Below are 20,104 nucleotides of genomic sequence, written 5' to 3'. Positions count from 1 at the left end.
CAGGTGGTCAGGCGAATCGGATGATGCAGATGATCCCGGCGACCAGGCTGTAGATCGCAAACGGCATCAGGGTGCGGGTTTCGAAGTAGCGGGTCAGGAATTTGATGGAGATGTAGGACGCCAGTCCGGCCAGAACAGCGCCGAGTAGGACTTGTCCGCCGATGCCCGCGCCGGCTGGTCCGGCCAGGCCGGGCAGCTTGAGCAAACCGGCGGCCAGGATGATCGGGGTGGCCAGCAGAAAGGAGAATCGGGCGGCGTCGCGGTGCGACAGACCGCGGGCCAGGCCACCGACCATGGTGATCCCGGACCGGCTGATGCCGGCCAGCAACGCGAAGGTCTGGAAGAACCCGATCACCCCGGCTTCGCGGTAGCTCAACGTCGCGAGTCGGCGAGCGGGTCGAAGAACTTGATCGGCTGCGGGTTCGGCGGCGGTGTGCCGGCCGGCGGCGGCCGGTTCCAGGTGGTCACCGACCGGAACGGCGGGGATTTCGGTGTCGTCGGTGGGTGCGTTGCGGCGCAGTCGTTCGCCGGCGAGCAGGATCAGCCCGTTGATGGTGAGGAAGATCGCGGCGGCCAGTGGCTTGGCGAACAGGGTGCGGAAGGAGTGTTCCAGTAGCAGGCCGGTGATGCCGACCGGGATGGTGGCGATGATCAGCAGCCACGCGAGGCGTTCGTCTGGGTCGGTGACCACCAGGCGGCGGGCCCGGATGCTGGGTTTGATGGTGCGCAGCAGCCCGGAGATGATCCGGATCCAGTCCTTGCGGAAGAAGATCAGCAACGCGACGGCGGTGGCGACGTGCAGGGCGACGATGAAGGCCAGGTAGGGGCTGGTTTCGCTGGTGGATGTGGAGGACTCGGTGACCAGGTGTTCCCAGCTGCCGCCGATGAACGCGGGGACCAGCACCGAATGTCCGAGGCTGGACACCGGGAACAGTTCGCTGACTCCTTGCAGAAGTCCGATCACGGCGGCCTGCAGGTAGGTAAGCATGCTGACTCTTTCTCTTCGAATAGAGGACAAAATGGGGCGTGGCCGGGTCGACGAATCTTCCGTCGCAGCCCGGGATTTCGGTCAAGTGTCGCGTTCGCGGCGGCGGTGCCGGATGACCAGGAACAGGGCGACCAGGACGACGACGGCCAGGATGATCAGGCTGACGTTGCCGGCGATTTTCTCGATTCTTTGGTAACTGGCACCGGCCGCATATCCGAGCAGGGTGAAACCGAGCGCCCAGACCACGCCGCCGGCGGCGTTGAATGCCAGGAACCTGCGGTAGGGCATCCGGGCGGTGCCGGCCAATCCGGGCATCACCGCCCGCAAGAACGCGGTGAACCGGGCCAGGAACACCGCCCGGCCGCCGTTGTCCCGCAACGCTTGCTGTCCTTTTTCCAGACCTTGTTGGTGTTTGGCGAACAGTCGGGTCTTGAGCAGCCGGGTGCCGAAATGCCGACCGACTTCGTAGCCGACGCTGTCACCGCCGATCGCGGCCACCACGGCCACCGAGGCGATCAGCGGAAGGGACACCTGATGCTGAAAAGCCAGCACCCCGCCCAACAGCACCGCGGTTTCCCCGGGCAGCACAAAACCGACCAGTAACGCTGCCTCGGCGAACGCCAACCCGCCGACCAGCAGGTAGGCCTCCAAGCCGTGCAGTTTGAGGATGTGATCCAGAATCGAACTAAGGAAACTCACACCGATCTCCTTCCCCTGCGGATCCGGAGCACCTGCACCGCGAGCGGGATCAGCGACACCACCACGATCAGGGCGATGATCGGCAGTAGATAGCGGTCGACGTTGCGGATATGTGAACCCAACCAATAACCAGCCAGCACCACCCCGACCGACCACAGCAGACCCCCGAGGATCTGCCACAGCGTGAACACCCGCGCCGGCACGTGCAGCACCCCGGCCAGCGGATTGAGCACGGTGCGGACCACCGGGACGAACCGGGCCAGCACGATCGCCCGGCGGTAGCCGTAGCGGGCCAGGTAGATTTCGGCCCGGTCCCGGCCCTGCCGTAGCCGGCTTCTGTTGGACTTGTCGAATAGTGCCGGGCCGACCCGCCGGCCGATCAGGTACCCGACCTGCGCACCCAGGCACCCGCCGAGGGCCGCCGCGATCAGTACCCACCCCAGCGGTAGGTGCAACGAGGAGCCGGCGGCGGCCGAAAGCACCCCGGCGGTGAACAGCAACGAGTCGCCCGGGAGGAAGAACCCGATCAGCAGACCGGTCTCGGCGAACAGCACCACCCCGACCCCGACGGGTCCGAACGCGGACAGCAGCGAATGCGGGTCCAATACAGTGACCACCGCCCACCCGGCGCTCATCGAGGGACCTTCGAGCTCATCACGGGCGTTGCCGTGACCATCGGCTCGTCAGTGGAGCAGTGCGGGCGCGGTTTGCCGGTCAAGCCATGTCTCCGTCCGTCTGCTGCTCCTACGCAATTGTAGGACTGTTCCTCCTACGGTACCGTAGGCGCATCAGCGATGAGACATCCAGATATCGGAGACGTGATGTGGTGAGCAAGGGTCGCGCCGCGGGCAGTTTGGAATCGGAGGTGTTGGCCACTTTGTGGGCGGCCGAGCGCCCGTTGACCGCCGGGGATGTGGCGGTGGCATTGGGTAGTGACCTGGCGTACAACACAGTGCAGACCATCCTGGTCAGGTTGCACGGCAAGGGTGCAGTGCATCGGGAACTCGCCGGGCGGGCCCACACCTACACCCCGGTCCTGGACGATGCCGGGTTGGCTGCCCAACGGATGCGCGCCATGCTCGACCGCGGCGGAGACCACGCCGCGGTCCTCACCCACTTCCTGGGCAGCCTCACCCCGGAAGACGAGTCCGTCCTGGTTGATCTGCTGCGTCGACCCCACCGGAAGACCTGAGACAGATGGGTGTCTGGGTCTTTCTGCCGCTGCTGTGCGCCGGACTCTTCGCCGTCAGTGCCCCGGCGTTGAGCCGCCAACTCCCCCCGGCGGCTGCGACGTGGCTGCTGAGCATCGGCAGCCTGCTCGCCGCCGTCGGGTCCACCGTCTCTCTCACCGTGGTTGGGTTCATCTTCGTGGCCCAGAACCGCCAACTTGCCCAGAGCGGACACTGGTCAGGACAGACCCTGCGCCACGGCGGCACCATCTGGACCCCGGTCGCCGTCCTCGCGGTGGTGGCGGTGATCGCCCTCGCGGCCCGCACTGCGTTGGCGGGATGGCGGCGGGTGGCGGCACTGCGGCAGGCCTACCAGCTGGCGGCGGCCCTGCCCGCCTCCGGCGGGGAACTCGTCGTCTTGGACCTCCCCGACCGGCAGGCGCTGGCAGTACCGGGGCGGCCCGGGCGGATCGTGGTGTCCGCCGGCCTGCTCCGGGCGCTGGATGCCGGTCAGCGCCGCGCGATGCTGGCTCATGAGCGCTCCCATCTGAGGCACCGCCATCACCTGCACCAAAGCATCACCGGCATCGCGGCCGCCGCGAACCCGCTGCTGCACCACCTTCCCGCCGCCGTCGGCCTGGCCTGCGAACGGTGGGCCGACGAGGACGCCGCCCAGACCTGTCGACGCGACACCGTCGCCGACGCGCTCACCAGGGCAGCAGCTGGCCAGAACCGCAGCAGCTTCCTTGCCGGCGGAACGGTTCTGGCGGCCGCCGATACCGAGGTGGCCGCCAGAATCGGTGCGCTACGGCGACCGTCGCCGCCCGTATCGCGTTGGCACCTGGCGGTCCTGTTCAGCCTGCTGGCCGCCACCGCGCTGGCCACCTTCGCCGCCGCACACGACACCGAACATCTCTTCGAACTCGCCCAATCCGCCTACCTGCACGGATACCACTAACAGCCGGGTCATGCAGGTCCGGGTGAGAATTACGTCGGGGAGCGCAACGCCCGGCGGCGGGAACCAAGCCAGCCTTACTCCCCAGAAATAGGAGTACCGGCACCATGACAGCACCGGTCAACCCTGGCGTGGCCGGGGGGCCGCGGATGCGGCCATGGCATTTCATCGTGTCCTTCGGGCTGGTCAGCTTGTTCGCGGACATGGTGTATGAGGGTGCGCGGAGCATCATTGGGCCTTATCTGGCGACCCTGGGCGCATCGGCGGTGATCGTCGGTGTGGCCGCCGGAGCCGGAGAGTTCATCGGCTACGGCCTGCGGGTGGTCTCCGGTTACCTGGTGACCCGGACCCGCCACTACTGGGCCTGGACGATCACCGGGTATGCCCTGACCGTGATCAGCGTGCCGCTGATCGGCCTCACCCACCTGCTGGGGCCGGCGCTGCTGCTGTACGGCACCGAGCGCCTGGGTAAAGCGGTCCGCTCCCCGGCCAAGGACACTCTGCTGTCTCACGCCTCCACCCTGACTGGCCGGGGAACAGCGTTCGGCGTCCATCAGGCGATGGACCAGTTCGGCGCGATGCTCGGACCGCTGCTGCTGGCCGCCGTGCTGGCCTGGCACACCGGTGACTACCGCCTCGCTTTCGGAGTCCTGATCGTCCCCGGCGTCATCGTCATGGTTTTGCTGTGGTGGCTACGCCGAAGGGTTCCTGACCCCGCCGCCTACGAAACCCCAGGATCGGACCTCACGCCGAACCAACCCGATACAGCACCCTCACCCGATTTCCCGAGTGAGCCGACCCACCACCAGAGCCGCCGCAGACCGTCATTGCCGCCGCTGTTGTGGCAGTACGTCGCCGCTGTCGCCGTGCTGTCCTGCGGCATCTCTTCCTTTCCGCTGCTCGCTTTTCACGCCCAGACCCAGGGGCTGCTCACCGAATCCCAGATCCCGGTGCTGTTCGCCCTGGCCATGCTCGTCGACGGACTCAGCGGCCTGGTGATGGGCCGCGTCTACGACCGACACGGCCCGAAAGTGCTGCTCCTCGTACCGATCGCAGCGGCGGCCGCCGCCGTAGCATTCACCCACCACGCTCTGCTGATCTGGATCGGAGTGGCGATCTGGGGCATCGTCAACGGCATCCTGGACTCCACCATCAAAGCCGTCGTCACCCAACTCGTCCCCTCCGACGCGCGCGCTGCGGCCTTCGGCTGGCTCGCCCTCGTCCGTGGCCTCGGACTACTCGTCGCCGGCACCATCCTGGGCGTGGCCTACGACCGCAGCCTCACCCTCGCCATCGAGGTGATCATCGCCGCCAACCTGCTCGCACTGGTCGCACTATGGTCGGTGCTGCGCCGCGTCGAACAACCCTAAGCCCCAGGTATGTCCTGGCTGATCGCGATGAGCTTCGGCCGCTCGAGGCAGGCCACCGCGCGAAAACCTGGCTCCTGGCCGCCGATACCGTCAGCCTGCAGATCGGCAAGTCGGCGTCGTCGGCAGGAAAAGTGGCGATTTCGTCGTCATGCACCGTGACCGTCAACACCTTTACGTCGTCATCTATGACCCGCAGTCTTTTACTAGTTGGCGCGGTTGAGCGTTTGATCGGCTGCCGCGTCTCGGGCGGCGTAGCCGGCCAAGTCTGTGTGCTCGTTCAACACCTTCTTCAGACGGCGTTGACCGGTGGACTCCGAGACGCCCAGCCACCCGGCCACCGACCGGCCCGTCACGGGCACACCTGCTCTGTATGCCTTTCTCACTTGACTGGCCAGCTCTTCCGGTTTGATCGGCCCGACGATCACCGTTGGCGGTGGGTGTGCGCCCGCGGACCTGACGGGCTCGGCCGGCGGCTTAGTAGGTGCGCCGGCTGGTGTTGGGTCCGCTGCGGTCGCGACCTGCACTTGCCGTTCGATCGCCGAGATCCACTGCTCACCGGGCGGCCCATCCGGGACGACCGGCGGCTCCGCCCCTCGGGCCGCCACGAATTTGGGCGATGTCACCGCCCAGGCGTCGGTGCGGTTCGGTTCCCTCGCATCTGGACTCGTGCGTTCAGATGGTTGCTCGGCGGCCAGCGGGACGGCGTCGAGCTCTTGGTCCCTATCGACGGCATCGGCGAGCGCCGTCGACCCAACCGCCACGGTGACCGGCGCGTCGAGCCTGGCGGCCGGCTCCCCGGGCTCCTCGTCTCCGACTAACACCAAGGAGCCGATGGCCGTAAACGCAGCGGCGGCGGTACGGCGTTGTTCGCGGAGAAGCCCTTCGACGGCGACCAGCAAGACGACCGGCGGCACAGCCGCCACGACCCTGCCAAGCAGGGTGCCGTGTGCCGCATGGGCGACGTTAACGACGACGGAAAGGGCGAGCAGCCCCGTCATCACCGCCGTTTCCGTGGCGGCGCCCAGCCCTTCACCGGACCTCACCCACGCCAACGCCGCTGAGGTGAGCACGCCCGCTTCAACGACGAGCGGCACGATCCAGCCCCATCCGGCGCTCACCGCCCCGGACGTTTCGGCGACCTGCGAGGTCGCGCGGAAGGACAGCGCCGCTGCGCCGCCGGCGACGACCGCCGCTGACGCACGTGCGGCACGCGATGCCCACACCGCGGAACCGGCGGTCACTGCGTATCACCGCCGGTGATCACATTCGGCCTGTACTCCAGCATGCCGATCCAGGCCACGCGGTCGCGGCAAAGCCACTGAACCTCGTCGTTGTCACGGACACCGTCGGGCCCGACGTGGCCACCGCATTTGCGACACGACGCCGTGAGCCGTTCCACTTCGATCCGCGCGCCGTCGGTGCACCACCACTGTCCCGGCCACACTTCCTGCCCATCCGGCCCGACCGGTTCGTCGCAGTGCAGACAGATGGACCTGTGCTGGTCAGTCATCGCCCTTCGCCTCCGACAAAGCGGTCCGCAAGGTGTGGGGGGTGATGCCCAGCGCGCGGCGGGTGTCGCTTCGGGTGCCGATTAAGTTCCGGGCGTTGGCGATCGCCTGGTAATACGTCAGGCGCACCCTGAGGACCGCGGCGGCAGCGTCGGCTGTGGTGGTGGCGACCGCAGCTGCAGCGGCGACGACGGCTTCCACTGCCGCATGGATCGCCTGCTGGCGGTGGTGCATTTCAGCGAGCCATTCGCTCGGTGTGTCTGGCCCGGCGCTCATCCGCATCGGCCCTCCCTTCCGCTGGGCGCACTGTGCACCCACTGCCGGGCGTTGGCCCCTCCCGTTCGTGAGCTATCGATGCGCCCGATTGTTGGTGAGGTGAGGTGTCTCGGTTGGGGTCTGGCATAGCCACCTTGGGAAGGTGATGGATTGGTGCAGTGCCTGTCAGCGGCCGATGACCCGGGCACCGTCTTCGCCGGTCACCGCGTGACCGACGCGCCGACCCCACGCCGTTCCAACGAGACTCGGTCCCCCTTGACCGCTCACCCGGTCACTGACCGCTCATGCCCGACGCCTGTCGACCGCGGACCGGTCAACCTTGTTGCTCACCGGTCAGCCGTTGCACGGTCATCAACTGGGCTGTGGCCCGTCAGCTCGGCAGTGACCGGTCACCGGACGAAGTCTGACCGTTCATCGGTCACGTCACAGTCATCACCGTCAACAGTGACCGCCACCCGTTGGTTGCTCGGCCATGACCCTGGCAGTCAAGTGACCGCCCATGGGCGTTGACGATGATCAGCCTTCCGTCAATGGGCTCTCGTCGTTCCTTCGCTTCCCGGGGTGGCGCAACGGTTCCCGGGTGGTCCCGGTCCCCCTGGTTGCCCTCCTGCCATCGGGTGTGCCGGTTCATGCTGCGGCCGCCGGTTTGACCCCGACTCGGGACGGTCGCTGCCGTGGCCCGGGGTCGCGCCCGCCCGTGGGAGCTGTGTGCGGCTCGCCCGCGTGAGGTTCCGCAGCCCCCTGCACTCGCAATCCCTCCCGTTTCACTCCGTTCCCGACCCGCCCACTCTTTTCACGCGCACTCAACGCTCCTGCAGCTCTCACCGCTCTTTCCCCGCTTCGCTCCCCACCCGTAACCCTCAACCACCCAACCGCTTCTCCCCGCTTCGCTCCCCGCCCGTAACCCAACCGCTTTTCCCCGCTTCGCTCCCCGCCCGTAACCCTTTTAGACCACACACCTCTGGCATTACCTCCTTCGCGGAGCGAAGGAACGGCCTGCGGCAGCGTGTCGGGCAGAGCCGTCACGCGCAAGTGAGTGATGATCCGGCCATGGCGAAGGGCACGTCAGCTGGTCTGACGGACACCGAACAGATGCATTCGGCGTTCAAACACGCGGTGCTGTGGAACTACGTGCACGTCTGGATGCGGATGATTCCGAAGACCACCAGGACCGCTCAGGCGATCGTGGTCGACGGCTACGCCGGGCCGGGCCGACACCTTCTCGACAATTCACCGGCGTCCGGCGCAATGCTGATGTTGGCCGCTATCAACGCAGCCGATCCGATCCACTGCTTCCTGATTGAGAAAGATCCGAAGACCTTCCGATCGCTGGCGGCGGTGGTGGATGAGTTCAACCGCCGACGTCAGGTTGGGACGGCGTTGTGCGGAACGTTTGACGATCACCGAGCGCAAGTGCTGGCCGCGGCGGACAAGATTCCGCTGCTTCTGTTCCTCGATCCGTGCGGAGTGCTGACTCCGTTCAGGTCCCTCGTCAACCTGCTGACGGTTGACCGGCCTCGGTCACCGCGACCGGTCACCGAGTTGCTGGCCAATTTTTCCGCTGACGCCACCCGTCGCATCGGCGGTGCCTGGATGAAGGGTGACCGGTCATCTGGTGCCTTGCTTGATGACCTGTTCGGCGGTGACTGGTGGCGCGATGTCGCTGACCGGTCAGTGGAGGAAGACGGCGGTCAATGGGCGCTTGCGGGTGACCGGATCGCTCGCGGGTACGCGCAGCGACTCGGGCAGGCGACCGGGATGCAGTCGATTGTCATCCCGGTCAAGCGTCGAGCCAGTCATCGGCAACCGGTCTATCACTTGATCTTCCTGACCCGCGGCGGACACGGACTTTGGGTGTTCGCCGACGCCGCAGCGCGGGCCCGACGGCCGTGGTTGCTCGCTCATGGCGGCGGCGACGCCGAGCCGGACGGGCTGTTCCCCCACGCCGATCCAGTGGAGATGATCCTGGCCGGCGATGACACCGCTGCCCAACCGATCCTTGCCAGCAACATCGTTCGGCTCGGTCAGAGCAGCGGAGCGTTCATCCCCGTCGAGCACACGGCGGCGATCCTCGGAGACCAGGTAGGCATCGCGCGGGAGACGATCGTGAACCGCGCCCTCAAGTCACTCCTGGCCGCCGGCACACTCACCGTCGATCCGCACCCACCGTCGAAGAAACCGCGGGACCGGACCTACCGAGCCGCGGCGACCACTACATCGGCGCGGTAGCCCAGCGGTCGGGACGGCATCTCATCCCAGCGCCGGCCGTCTAGTTCACGGCCGTTCGCCTTCGGTGTCGATCCGCCCCATTGTTTGAAGAAGAACGGCACCGCCGCAACGTTGCACTGGTCCCGGATGTCCCGCACCCACGCCGGGTCGATCGGACGGTGCCGCGGACCGGATTCACCACCCACGATGACCCAGCCCACTCCCTCAAGATTCATCGCCCCGACCGGGGCGATCAACGGTTCCACCGACAGAAACCGCACCGCCGCCGGCACCGCCCGGAGGTGGTCCACTCTGGTCAGCGCATCGGCGTTCTCCACCGAAACGCCGGCCCACAGATTCGGCGGCCAATCGAGCTGATCCGCCAGACGCCGCATCCGCAAGCTCCGCTTCGTCAGCAACTGGTAGGTGTGGCGCGGTGTGTCGGCCATGACTGCGAAAACGTCCCGGATGAACGAGACCGGAACCTTCGCGTGGAATAGGTCGGACATCGAGTTGACGAACACAACCCTTGATTGACGCCATCGGTAGGGCTGTTCAAGCGCAGCCGGGTGCGTTCGGACCGCGAAGCCTGGCCCGGAAGTGCGCGGGTCACCGTCCTGGGAGTACCGCTCCGCACCCATGGCCTTCAACCGCTTGGCCAACGTCATCGCGTAGCAGTTGTCGCAGCCGGCCGAGACCTTGTCGCACCCGGTGACCGGGTTCCACGTCGTCTCCGTCCACTCAATCAGCGATCGGTCACGCATTTCCGTCTCCCTCGTTTTCGGTGCTCGGTGCAGTGATCGATCGCCCGCGCGCAATCCACTCGGACACGGTTCGTGTGTTGACCACTCGAACGGTGCCGTCGTCGTCCAGCATCAAGTGCACGTGATCGCCCGTGTGCATCTCTGCCTGCTCAAGCAGCGCCTTCGGCAGTGAAATCTGCCGGTTCCCAGTGATTCTCACGGGTCCATGCACGACGGCCATCAGTGCGGTCCAACGCGTATTCTCACATTAGTATTTGTACTTCTAATGCCTGAGAAGCGGAACCATGTCGGCGGCGACCTGCCCATGGATGACCACCGATCGAGACCGACCCGCCCCGCAGCGCTGTGACCCGGTAGCGGAGCGCACGTATCCGTGTTCGTCCCACCGCGCCGCAAGTGCGCAACAATGAACCAGAAGATCCACATCGAGTCACGACCAATTCCGACCAGATAGGAGCCGCGGCCATGACCACAGCAACGCCAGGCTTCTACGCAGCGCACCGCCCGTACGTGGTCCCGGAGGACCTCGCCAGCCTCCACGGCCCCACTACCGGCGTCGTCCACCTTCCGATCCATCTGGACTGGGGACCGACCCGCGACTACGACTTGAGCGACCCGGCTCGAATACGACGGCTCTACATCACGGTCATCATGGAGGCGTCCAGCGTCGGCGATCTCCAACGGCATCTCGACGGCCCTACCCTGCGTCGATTGTGGCCCCAGCTTCGTCTACCGGAGCGATGCCGAGCGCAGTGGGAGTCACACTTCCCACTCCTTCGGACCAAGCACTAGCTGATGGATGACCTGCAAAGGACGATCGCCACCATCGGGCTACAGGCCGCGGAATCGTTCGGCTTCGTCCTCGCCGGCGGATACGCCATCCGGCAGTATGGGATCGGCTCCCGCGCCTCCGACGACGTCGACATCTTCACCAATCTGACCGACCCTGACCGGTTCGCCGAGGCAGTGGCCAAGGTCTGCAGGGCCTACGTCGACGCCGGACTCACCGCGGTGGTGACCCGCCAGGCACCCACGTTCGCCCGCATCGCCGTAAGCGATTCCGGAGGCGCAACGTCGGAAATCGACCTCGGCGTCGACTACCGCGCTCAAGCGCCGGCCGCAATGGACATCGGGCCGGTGCTGTCGCTGGCCGATGCCGCCGGGTCAAAAATCGCCGCACTCTACGGCCGCTTCCTCCCCCGCGACTATCTCGACGCCTACGCACTGCTCCAAAGCGGCAAGTTCAGCCGGGACAGCCTCCTGTCCCTGGCAGACGCGCGCGAAGCCACACCGTTGGATCGGACCATGCTCGCCGACTGTCTCCACGGAGTGGAGGACATCGACGACCGAGATTTCTCCGCGTACGGAACCCCCGAGGAGGACATCGCCGCGATGCGCGTGGCCTTCCACGAGTGGGCCGATGACCTCTCAGCGGTCTCGCCGACCAGGCGGACCCAGGCGCATCGCGCGCCCACCACCCAGGTCCCTCCAATGTCAACCTCGCCGCAGCCGCCGCCCGCATCAGGACCCACGGAGCGGTATTCCGGCCCGAGTCGTTGACCCTGTCCTGACTGCGCTACTGGCTAGGTTCGAACCGTGGGTTCATCGGTAGCACTGGCGGTACACCGCGGTCGGGATTGGACATCGACTCGAACGTCCACGTCGCCTCGGTCCCGAGCCGGGTGAACGTCTCTCGAGTGGCCCGATTGTGGCCGGCGGTGTTCGCGATCGCCAGGACCTGCCGGTGTGAGGTCAACCAAGCATTCGCAGCTTCCGGGGTGGGCCGCTGCCACCGAAGTTCCACCATCGCTTTCGCCGCGGTCGGCGGCGACTTCCACGGACCGGCAGCGCCGTCCCGCTCGTTGTCGGCGACGACCTCGCCGACCTGGTTCAAGACCGTGATGCGCTGCACCTGCGCGGTCACCTGCGCCGCGGCGACAGCCATCGGTGTCTGCGGATAGGCGATGTCGTGCTCGCCGGTACTGACCCACCGGCCCGGGCCGCCCAGCGCACGTTCGACGTAGAACCGGCCGGCCTCTCGTAGCCGTGACACCGGCGACGGGACTGCCATGGCCACCAGGTGCACCAAGTAGCCCGACGCGGCGCATCGTTGCGCGTAACCGACCAAGGTGGCGGGGTCCTGTCCCCCGCCGTCGACCATCATCGCCACGCGCCGTTCCCGTCCGTGCTCGACCGCCTGGTCGATCCACTCCCGCACTCCGGCCGAGACCGTGGCTCGCGCGGTGAACGGGTCAGTCTGTGCAGTTGCCCATTCCGGGCGTAGCGCTGCGAGCTCGTTGCCGTTGATGGTGACGAACTGCTGCTGCGGCCACATCAGTTCGGCGGAGCGGGCCGCCGCCGCTGTGCCGGCTCCTGGTTGGCCGGTGATCATCACCAGCACCGGCTCGGCCGCTGGTGCCGCGCTGTCGAACAGCAACGGCAGCACCAGATCTTGGAAGTCGGCCGCGGCCCGGCTCGTGGGCGGTTCAGTCATCGTTGTCGGCCAACTCCGCAGCCTGGGCGCTCCAATGCAGCAGGTGCTTACGCAACGTGACCCGATCGGCCGGGTCCAGCGCGGCAGTTGCCGTCCGAAGCTGCCGGATCGTGCTCATCCACGGCTCCCGTTCACGGTCACTGTCCGCCGCTCGCCACTGCTCGGCGCAACCTGCCAATAGGGCGTGCGCAGCGTCCAGGGTCGCGTCGAACAAAGCGATGTCATCGAGGATTTCCGGTGTGGGTGTGGTGGCCTTGCTGGCCATCGAATGTGGACCTTCCTGACGCAACCCGCGCCGATACCCGTACCCGCAATAGTCCCCCGTCCGCGTGAGCTATTCGCACACGCAGGTCCCTTTCCACCCGTCCGCCACCGACGGTGAACACCGATAGCTCAGGCGGGCTTCGCTCACCCATGGCATGTGACCGCAAGCATGTCCCGGATGGCCAGCGTCGAGTACCTGCTCCGCCACATCTCCAGCGCCGACGGAGTCCCGATCGATCCGTCGCAACGCGGTTCGGCGTTGACCCGGTACTACGCCGCCGACGGTTACCCGCCGGGCCGGTGGACCGGCACCGGACTGGCGGGAATCAACAAAGGCGCAGGGATCGACGTCGACCAGCCGATCACCGAAGAGCAGATGCGGCGACTGTTCGAACGCGGCGAAGACCCCGTCACCGGGCAGCAGCTGGCCCGCAAAGCGCCGGCCAAGTACGCGACCCGGCAGGAACGGATCGACCGTCGCATCAGCAAACTCCCCGCCACGATGCCCGCCGCCACCCGCACCGCCCACATCGCCCGAATCAAGGACGAGGAACGCAAGAAGCCGACCCGCAACCCCGTGGCCGGATTCGACATCACCTTCTCGGTCCCCAAGTCGGTGTCCGTCCTGTGGGCACTGGGTGACCACGGCGTGCAGGTGCAGCTATATGAAGCGCACCAGGAAGCCATCCAAGAAGTGCTGCACATGATCGAAGACGAAACCCTGCGCACCCGGACCGGCACCAACGGCGTGCAACAGGTCCGCACCAACGGGATGCTCGGCGCAATCTGGGACCACTGGGACTCCCGCGCCGGCGACCCGCAACTTCATTCCCACGTCACCATCCCCAACCGGGTACAAAGCGCCATCGACGGGAAATGGCGCACTTTGGACTCCCGTGCCCTCTACCGGTCCACCGTGGCAATGTCCGAGCGGTACAACCTGCTGCTGGCCGACGCAGTCTCCCGCCGCCTCGGCTTGACCTGGCAGCTCGCCGAACGGGGACCCAACCGACGGCCCTCACGGGAACTTGCCGTCGTACCGCGCCAGCTATCCGAGCATTTCTCGCAACGATCCGCCGCGATCGAACCGGCCGTCGATCAAGCCATCGCCGACTGGACCGAAAAGCACGGCCGCCGCCCGTCGCAGGCGATCATCAACAAGCTCAGGCAGACCGTCACCCTGGACACCCGTACCGCCAAGCACCACCACACCCTGCAGACAATGACCGCGCGGTGGCAGCAACAGTCATCGGCCCTCCTGGGCCTCGACAGCAACGCTTGGGCAGCGCACGCGGCCACCGCCGACCCCGAGCACCGGCCGGTGTTCCTCACCGCCGGCGACATCGATCCTGACTGGCTCCGGCAGGCGGGAGCGCAAGTACTGCACCAGACCTCGGCTACCCGTTCGTCGTGGACGTACTGGAACCTGGATTCTCAGACCGGGAAACTACTGGCCGGGCAGAACCTGCATTTCGCCACCTCCGCCGACCTGGCCGCCGTGCAATCCGCGATCACCGCCACCGCTCAGGCACTGTCCATCGACTTGTCCGCACCGGTCCTGGCCCACACCCCCGACAAGTTCATCGACGCCAAATCCGGCCGCAGCCAATTCCTCGGAGCGGCCGTCTTCACCTCCCGCGCGATCATCGACGCCGAAGCACGTCTGCTGGCCGGCACCGCCGATACCTCGGCCCCGGCCGTCGACATCGAGATCGCCACCGCCGTCGCCTCCAGTCCGCTTCCGGACGGGCGGCAGCTCTATGACGAGGACCAGGCACCCGCCGCGATCGCCATCACTACGTCCGGCCGGCGCATCGACTTGCTGCTGGGACCGGCCGGCACCGGAAAGACCACCTCCATGGCCGGTGTCTGCGCGATCTGGCAAGCCGAGCACGGACCAGGATCCGTCGTCGGACTGGCAACGTCCACCAAAGCAGCGACTGTGCTGGGTGACGAGCTGGGTATCGGAACCGAGAACACCGCGAAGTGGCTCGCCGAATCAGCGTTGCATCAGGACCGCACCGATCGCCTCAACCGGCTCACCGCCGCCCGCACCAACCGAATCGGTCAACACAGCGACCCGGCCCGGATCGCCCGCCTAGACGCAGCGATCAGCCGCGCCCAGGCCGACATCGACCGGTGGAGCCTGCATCCTGGGCAGCTGCTGATCGTCGACGAAGCCGGAATGGCCGGCACGTTGGCCCTGGACCGGCTCGCCACGCAAGCCGCAGACGCCGGCGCGAAACTCCTGCTGGTCGGCGACCCGCACCAACTCGCCGCCGTCGAAACCGGCGGAGTGCTCGGGCTGCTCGCCGCCGCCCGCGCCGACACCCCGACCCTCACTCAGATCCGCCGGTTCCGGGATCCGGACGGCACCCGCCGCACCTGGGAGGAGGAAGCCTCCGCCGACATGCGGCTGGGCCTCCATCACTGCCTGGACAGCTACGAGGAACACGACCGGTTCACCGACGGACCCGCCTCCGACATGCTCGCCGCCGCCTACGAAGCGTGGCGCTTTGATACCGCCAGAGGGAACGTGTCCCTGCTGATCGCCGCCGACAACGCCACCGTCAGCGCCCTCAACCAGCAGGCCCGCGCCGAACTCGTCGCCCTGGGCCACGTCGAGGCCGCCGGGGTCGCCCTCGCCGACGGTCTCACCGCCGGACGCGGCGACCGCATCGTCACCCGCGAAATCGACCGTGTCCTCACCGACGGCTCCGGGCACGGCCGCATCATCTCGGCCCGCACTGGCAAACGGGACGCCGGATTCGTCCAGAACGGCCAGCAATGGCAGGTCCAGCAATCGATGCCCGACGGGTCCTTGACCGTCCGACTACTCAACTCCGCCGGCAAACCCACCGGCCGACCGGTGACCTTGCCCGCCGGGTACGTCGCCGAACACGTCCAACTGTCCTATGCCACCACCGCGCACCGCAGCCAGGGACTGACCGTGGACACCGCCCACGTCATCGCACCGCCCACGATCTCCCGAGAGGCGTTCTACGTCGCGATGACCCGCGGCCGGCTCGCCAACCACGGCTACGTACCCACCGACACCCCACCGGCCGGGGCCGACCCACTCAGCGACCACAACCACGGCTCGGCCGACGCTGCGACGGCACGCACAGTGCTGCAATCAATCCTGGACAACAGCAGCGCCGACATCTCCGCCCACCAAACGATGACCGAGCAGCTCGAACAAGCCGAAAGCATCCGACAGCTCGCCGCCGAATACGAGACCATCGCCGCCGACGCCCACCAAGGCACCACCGAAGACACCCTCTACGAAGTGTCCGTCCACACCGACATCGACACCGAAGCCGTCCTGGACGACCCCGCCGCCGACGACCTGCACCGCGCCGTCCGCGCCGCCCGCCGAAACGGCCTACCCGTGGACCAAGCCCTAGCCAGCATCGTCGCCGGCCTCCCAGAAACCGGACGAACCGCCACCGGCATCGCCGAGGCCACCCGCGCCTGGACCATCGCCGTCGCCGCCGGCCGCACGGTGCCCCCGAAACAGTGGATCGCAGGGCTCATCCCCACCGCCGATCAAGGACTAACCGACCCGGCAACAATTCTCGCCCTCACCGAACGGGCCCAACTGATCGAAGCCCGCGCCGACGCCGTGCTGCACCGCGCCGAACAACACCACGCCGCGTGGCTGCGCCCACTACTGCAGCACCGACCCACCGAAACCCAAGGTGCCGCCCAATGGCGACAGGCGGCCCGAATCATCGCGGCGTATCGGGACCGATGGAGCCTGACCGACGACGAACACACCGCCACCCTTGGACCCATGCCCCCGCCAGGTGAAGCGTGGGCACAGGTCGCCGACCGGCGGCACGCCGAACATGCCGCCGCAGCAATCACCAGCAGCATCGGCACCGCCCCCGGACAGCCGGCCGTCGAGGTCACCGCAACCCGCGCGCGCAGTTAGCTCACCGGTGAGCGGACGCACCGCACACTGACCCAGTCCCTGTCGGTACCGCCATCTACCGTCCCGACCAACACGACACAGAACGTCGCCCCAGGAGAGCCCCATGACGATCCTGCACTACCTACCGGCAACAGGCCCCGAACGCGACACCTACCTGCGCACCAGCGAGCACCAGATCACCGCATGGCTCACCGAGCCTTTCCTGGCTGGCCAGTCGCAACAACACGACCGCACCCCCGCACAGGTCGCAGACACGATCCTGACCCACGTCTTCCGCCTGGTCCCGCACTGCGGCTGGGACGAACTGCCGGAATACCTGAACACCGACGGCACCAACGTCCCCGGCAACAGTGCCTGGGACGCCTGGAACCCCAGCGACTACCCGTTCCCCTACGACGGGCCGCCCATCCGAATCGGCCACACCTGGACCGGCGAAGTGCACCACACCGACGTCAGCGGTCTGCTCGACCTCGACGCCGCCGATCCGCGACTGCTCGACGCAGCGCCGCCCACCGAGACGGCATCGCAACTCATCATCGACAACGAGAACATCACCGACGCGTGGGCCGTGTCCGCCGCCACCGGATCCTCCGCGCAGTCCATCGAGTTCCGGGTCCGCGCCCCCACCCCGGCCGACGCGGTCATCGCCGTGCGCCGCATCATGGCCATGGCCATCACCGCCGCCGGGCAGCGGTACCGCCCACTCGACGCGCCGCTAGTCCCGTCAACACCCGCGGTGGACACATCGGACCAGCGGTTTGATCGCACGATCGACATCACTCGCTCCTGGGAGAGCGTCCGCGCCTGCAACGACAGCGAAACCGACACCCTCGACTGGATCGCCGAGTTCTACCGGCAGTTCGACCGGCTCATCGAATCCCGCCTCACCCAAGACGAGGAAAACGCCCGACGCTACGTCCTCCCCGCCACCACTTCTCACCCGGACCAGGCGCGCCCCGCCGCACCGTGGCCGAACGACGAAGACGCCGACCCCGACTTCTCCTTCTCAGCCGACCCGACCTGGCCCACCGCGTTCGACGACACACCGATCGAAGAGGTCCCCCCACTCACCTCCACTCAAGGACTGGCCGGGCTGGTCCGCGGCGGGCAAGCCCTGCACGTCCGAGCGACCTACGTGACCCCGACAATCCCCAAGGCATGCGCCAACCTGCTCCTGCTGGTGGGGGACGCCGTCGACGCCGCCGACCGCGCCAGCGCCCACATCGCCGGTGAACGCCCCAACATCTGACCGGCTCGACCCGGCAGGTTGAATCACTCCCCTGCCGGATGTCCGCCGGCCGGGCCGGAGATCCGCACCGACCGGCGGACATCGGCCGATCGGAGCCACGCGTACGTAGGGTCGTCGAGCTCGGGTTCCTGGAGCCGGACCATCACGTGGGTGCGGGTCCACCGCACAGCCCGCGCCGGCATCCACACTTCATCCCCGGTCATGGCCACCAACCGGGCGAGCACCGCGTAACTCGGACCGGGCTTTTTCACCGGTATGTCCCGCGGGGTCTCTTCGTTCGCATACGGAGCCATTCACCGAGCCTATCGAACATCTGTTCGCCTTCAAGCCTCAGACGTACCCGGACGGGGTTGCTCATCCGGTTGCGCGCCACAGGTCGCCTGTAGCGGCCCACCTTCCCACCCCACCTACTGGACGGGCCGCGGGAAAGGTCTGAACGCACCCATGGCCAGGAGACAACCGCGCGACGCGGCCCAGTTCGACATGTTCGACACCGCAGGTGAGGTCAGCGACCATCTGCTCGAAGCGGCCCCAGCCCGCTCCGTCACCGCAGCTCCAATCCTTGTCGGAGATCCGGTCGAACCGGCCCCGCCAGCCGCACCCGACGTTGATTCCGTCGAATCAACACCCACCTCCGATTCCGTGGAATCACCCCTACCCGTTGATTCCACGGAATCACGGCCGGCCACCCGCGAAGACGCCCGCGCCCAAGCCCTACCTGCCAGGCTTGAGTGAGACATCCGCAAGGCCCGGGTGCAACGCTGTAGGGCGTGACAGGAGACAAGCCAGTGACCACTAGCATCCAGGAGCAGACCGACACGCCCAGCGGCGCGGAGGCGACGAATCCGGCACCGAATCCGGTGCGGCGGACGTTCACCGCCGAGTACCGAGCGCGGGTGGTCGCCGAGTACGAAGCGGCCCCGCACGGTGAGAAAGCCGGCGTCCTGCGGCGGGAAGGTCTCTACCAATCGCAGGTCCGCGACTGGAAGGCCGAACGGGACGCGCGGGCGGCGGGACTGATCGGGACACGCACTTCACATCGGACACCGAAAACATCGGCGTCGGAGATCGATCAGCTCAGAGTTGAGAATGCGCGGTTGGCGAAAGAATTGGCGAAGTCGCAGGCGGTGGTGGAGATCATGGGAAAACTGCAAGGGCTCTTGGAAACCATCTCCGAGAGCACGGACACGCCGCCGCCACCGACGACGCGTTGACCGCAGCGTTCGCCGAGCTCCGCGCCGCGCAGGTCACCACGAAGGCGGCGTGCGCGTTGATCGGCCGCCCGCGGGCCACCCACTACCGCCGGCACCTGGCTGGGCCGCTGCACGGCCCGCGAGAGGCCCGCCGGGTCCCGAACAACGGGCAGGCCTTGACCGCGGCGGAGCAGGCGGCGGTGCTGGAGCTGATCAACACCGAGCCGTACGCAGATCTGGCGATCGGGCAGATCTGGACCCGTGAGCTGGACGAAGGGCGGTACCTGTGCTCGATGTCCAGCATGTACCGGATCGCCCGGGCCGCCGGGCAGACCCGCGAAAGACGAAGACAGGCAACCCATCCAGCGAAGGTCAAGCCGGAGTTGATGGCCGACGCACCGTCCCAGATCTGGTCGTGGGACATCACCAAACTTCGCGGACCGAGCAAAGGAATCTTCTACCACCTGTACGTGCTGATCGACATCTTCTCCCGCTACAACCCCGGCTGGCTGGTCTCCACCTGCGAAGAATCCAACCTGGCCGCCGACTTCATCACCGGGGCGATCGGCCGCAACGGCACCGCCCCGCACAGCGTCCACGCCGACCGCGGCACCTCCATGACCTCCAAACCGGTGTCGATGCTGCTGACCGACCTTGGTGTCACCCGGTCCCATTCCCGGCCGCACGTGTCCAATGACAACCCCTTTTCGGAGGCGCAGTACCGGACCCTCAAATACCTACCCGATTTCCCCGACCACTTCACCTCGTTGGAGCACGCCAAACAATTCTGCACAGAATTCTTCTACCAGTACAACTACATTCATCGGCACTCGGGCATCGGCTGGCACACGCCGGCCTCCGTCCACTTCGGCACCGCCGATGCCATCGACGACGCCCGCCGAACAACCCTCACCGCGGCGTTCCACGCCAACCCGGCGCGGTTCGGCCGGCGACCCCACCCACCCGCCCGACCCGACAAAGCCTGGATCAACCAACCCCAACCAGCCCTACCCGAATAAACTCAACACCC

At 67.1% G+C, this 20,104-nt stretch carries 20 protein-coding genes; 10 read left to right on the top strand and 10 right to left on the bottom strand.

Going from position 1 to position 20,104, the window contains the following annotated elements:
- Positions 1–7: 7 nt before the first annotated feature.
- The 3 genes from ABIB25_RS04870 to ABIB25_RS04860 all read right to left on the bottom strand — a co-directional run bounded on the left by ABIB25_RS04870 (position 8) and on the right by ABIB25_RS04860 (position 2,322).
- The gene (locus tag ABIB25_RS04870; protein WP_354527290.1) at positions 8–988 is read right to left on the bottom strand and encodes an undecaprenyl-diphosphate phosphatase; all 981 of its coding nucleotides are present in this window, start codon (positions 986–988) and stop codon (positions 8–10) included.
- A gap of 81 nt (positions 989–1,069) precedes the next feature.
- Positions 1,070–1,687 (bottom strand): DedA family protein, encoded by a 618-nt coding sequence (locus ABIB25_RS04865; RefSeq protein WP_354527289.1) that lies wholly within the window; start codon positions 1,685–1,687, stop codon positions 1,070–1,072.
- A complete protein-coding gene (locus ABIB25_RS04860) occupies positions 1,684–2,322 on the bottom strand; it encodes a DedA family protein (protein ID WP_354527288.1) in 639 nt (212 codons plus the stop codon). Before ABIB25_RS04860 ends, ABIB25_RS04865 begins: the two co-directional genes overlap by 4 nt.
- 191 nt (positions 2,323–2,513) lie before the next feature.
- Between ABIB25_RS04860 and ABIB25_RS04855 the strand changes: the two genes are divergently transcribed.
- The 3 genes from ABIB25_RS04855 (at position 2,514) to ABIB25_RS04845 (ending at position 5,181) form a co-directional block, all read left to right on the top strand.
- Positions 2,514–2,879, top strand: coding sequence for a BlaI/MecI/CopY family transcriptional regulator (locus tag ABIB25_RS04855; protein WP_354527287.1), 366 nt, complete (start codon positions 2,514–2,516; stop codon positions 2,877–2,879).
- Positions 2,880–2,884: 5 nt separating this feature from the next.
- Positions 2,885–3,814 (top strand): M56 family metallopeptidase, encoded by a 930-nt coding sequence (locus ABIB25_RS04850; protein ID WP_354527286.1) that lies wholly within the window; start codon positions 2,885–2,887, stop codon positions 3,812–3,814.
- 104 nt (positions 3,815–3,918) lie between these two features.
- Positions 3,919–5,181: an MFS transporter gene (locus ABIB25_RS04845; RefSeq protein ID WP_354527285.1), complete on the top strand. Its 1,263-nt coding sequence runs from the start codon at positions 3,919–3,921 to the stop codon at positions 5,179–5,181.
- A 203-nt stretch (positions 5,182–5,384) separates the two neighbouring features.
- Here the strand turns inward: ABIB25_RS04845 and ABIB25_RS04840 are convergent, their stop codons facing one another.
- Both ABIB25_RS04840 and ABIB25_RS04835 read right to left on the bottom strand, forming a co-directional pair.
- Positions 5,385–6,404: a DUF2637 domain-containing protein gene (locus tag ABIB25_RS04840; protein ID WP_354527552.1), complete on the bottom strand. Its 1,020-nt coding sequence runs from the start codon at positions 6,402–6,404 to the stop codon at positions 5,385–5,387.
- 279 nt (positions 6,405–6,683) lie between these two features.
- Complete coding sequence (locus ABIB25_RS04835) at positions 6,684–6,965, bottom strand: hypothetical protein (RefSeq protein WP_354527284.1); 282 nt, start codon at positions 6,963–6,965, stop codon at positions 6,684–6,686.
- 1,050 nt (positions 6,966–8,015) lie between these two features.
- Here ABIB25_RS04835 and tcmP point away from each other — a divergent pair.
- The gene (gene tcmP, locus ABIB25_RS04830) at positions 8,016–9,194 is read left to right on the top strand and encodes a three-Cys-motif partner protein TcmP (RefSeq protein WP_354527283.1); all 1,179 of its coding nucleotides are present in this window, start codon (positions 8,016–8,018) and stop codon (positions 9,192–9,194) included.
- Here tcmP and ABIB25_RS04825 read toward each other — a convergent pair.
- Both ABIB25_RS04825 and ABIB25_RS04820 read right to left on the bottom strand, forming a co-directional pair.
- The gene (locus tag ABIB25_RS04825) at positions 9,158–9,937 is read right to left on the bottom strand and encodes a DUF5131 family protein (protein WP_354527282.1); all 780 of its coding nucleotides are present in this window, start codon (positions 9,935–9,937) and stop codon (positions 9,158–9,160) included. The two genes, tcmP and ABIB25_RS04825, sit on opposite strands and share 37 nt — an antisense overlap.
- A complete protein-coding gene (locus ABIB25_RS04820) occupies positions 9,930–10,157 on the bottom strand; it encodes an AbrB/MazE/SpoVT family DNA-binding domain-containing protein (RefSeq protein WP_354527281.1) in 228 nt (75 codons plus the stop codon). The genes ABIB25_RS04825 and ABIB25_RS04820 overlap by 8 nt, the downstream gene beginning before the upstream one ends.
- 245 nt (positions 10,158–10,402) lie before the next feature.
- Between ABIB25_RS04820 and ABIB25_RS04815 the strand changes: the two genes are divergently transcribed.
- Together ABIB25_RS04815 and ABIB25_RS04810 are read left to right on the top strand one after the other, a co-directional pair.
- The gene (locus ABIB25_RS04815) at positions 10,403–10,729 is read left to right on the top strand and encodes a hypothetical protein (protein ID WP_354527280.1); all 327 of its coding nucleotides are present in this window, start codon (positions 10,403–10,405) and stop codon (positions 10,727–10,729) included.
- A gap of 3 nt (positions 10,730–10,732) precedes the next feature.
- The gene (locus ABIB25_RS04810; RefSeq protein WP_354527279.1) at positions 10,733–11,497 is read left to right on the top strand and encodes a nucleotidyl transferase AbiEii/AbiGii toxin family protein; all 765 of its coding nucleotides are present in this window, start codon (positions 10,733–10,735) and stop codon (positions 11,495–11,497) included.
- A gap of 16 nt (positions 11,498–11,513) precedes the next feature.
- Here the strand turns inward: ABIB25_RS04810 and ABIB25_RS04805 are convergent, their stop codons facing one another.
- Positions 11,514–12,431, bottom strand: a complete 918-nt coding sequence (locus ABIB25_RS04805; protein ID WP_354527278.1) for a zeta toxin family protein — start codon at positions 12,429–12,431, stop codon at positions 11,514–11,516.
- The gene (locus ABIB25_RS04800; RefSeq protein WP_354527277.1) at positions 12,424–12,696 is read right to left on the bottom strand and encodes a hypothetical protein; all 273 of its coding nucleotides are present in this window, start codon (positions 12,694–12,696) and stop codon (positions 12,424–12,426) included. The genes ABIB25_RS04805 and ABIB25_RS04800 overlap by 8 nt, the downstream gene beginning before the upstream one ends.
- A 177-nt stretch (positions 12,697–12,873) precedes the next feature.
- Between ABIB25_RS04800 and mobF the strand changes: the two genes are divergently transcribed.
- A complete protein-coding gene (mobF, locus tag ABIB25_RS04795) occupies positions 12,874–16,632 on the top strand; it encodes a MobF family relaxase (RefSeq protein WP_354527276.1) in 3,759 nt (1,252 codons plus the stop codon).
- A gap of 103 nt (positions 16,633–16,735) precedes the next feature.
- Positions 16,736–17,881: a hypothetical protein gene (locus ABIB25_RS04790; protein WP_354527275.1), complete on the top strand. Its 1,146-nt coding sequence runs from the start codon at positions 16,736–16,738 to the stop codon at positions 17,879–17,881.
- 23 nt (positions 17,882–17,904) lie between these two features.
- On the opposite strand, the gene ABIB25_RS04785 is transcribed toward ABIB25_RS04790, so the two are convergent.
- Positions 17,905–18,174 carry a hypothetical protein gene (locus tag ABIB25_RS04785; protein WP_354527274.1) on the bottom strand — a complete coding sequence of 90 codons (270 nt, stop codon included), beginning with the start codon at positions 18,172–18,174 and terminating at the stop codon, positions 17,905–17,907.
- Positions 18,175–18,669: 495 nt separating this feature from the next.
- Here ABIB25_RS04785 and ABIB25_RS04780 point away from each other — a divergent pair, with 495 nt between their 5' ends.
- Positions 18,670–19,095 carry a transposase gene (locus ABIB25_RS04780; protein ID WP_354527273.1) on the top strand — a complete coding sequence of 142 codons (426 nt, stop codon included), beginning with the start codon at positions 18,670–18,672 and terminating at the stop codon, positions 19,093–19,095.
- Entirely contained in the window at positions 19,092–20,093 is a 1,002-nt protein-coding gene (locus ABIB25_RS04775; protein ID WP_354527272.1) for a DDE-type integrase/transposase/recombinase, read from the top strand. Before ABIB25_RS04780 ends, ABIB25_RS04775 begins: the two co-directional genes overlap by 4 nt.
- Positions 20,094–20,104 lie beyond the last annotated feature (11 nt).

It is taken from the genome of Nakamurella sp. UYEF19 (genome assembly GCF_040546275.1).
GTDB lineage: Bacteria > Actinomycetota > Actinomycetes > Mycobacteriales > Nakamurellaceae > Nakamurella.
Note: the sequence above shows the minus strand (reverse complement) of the source record. Positions and strands in the feature narration are given on the sequence as shown.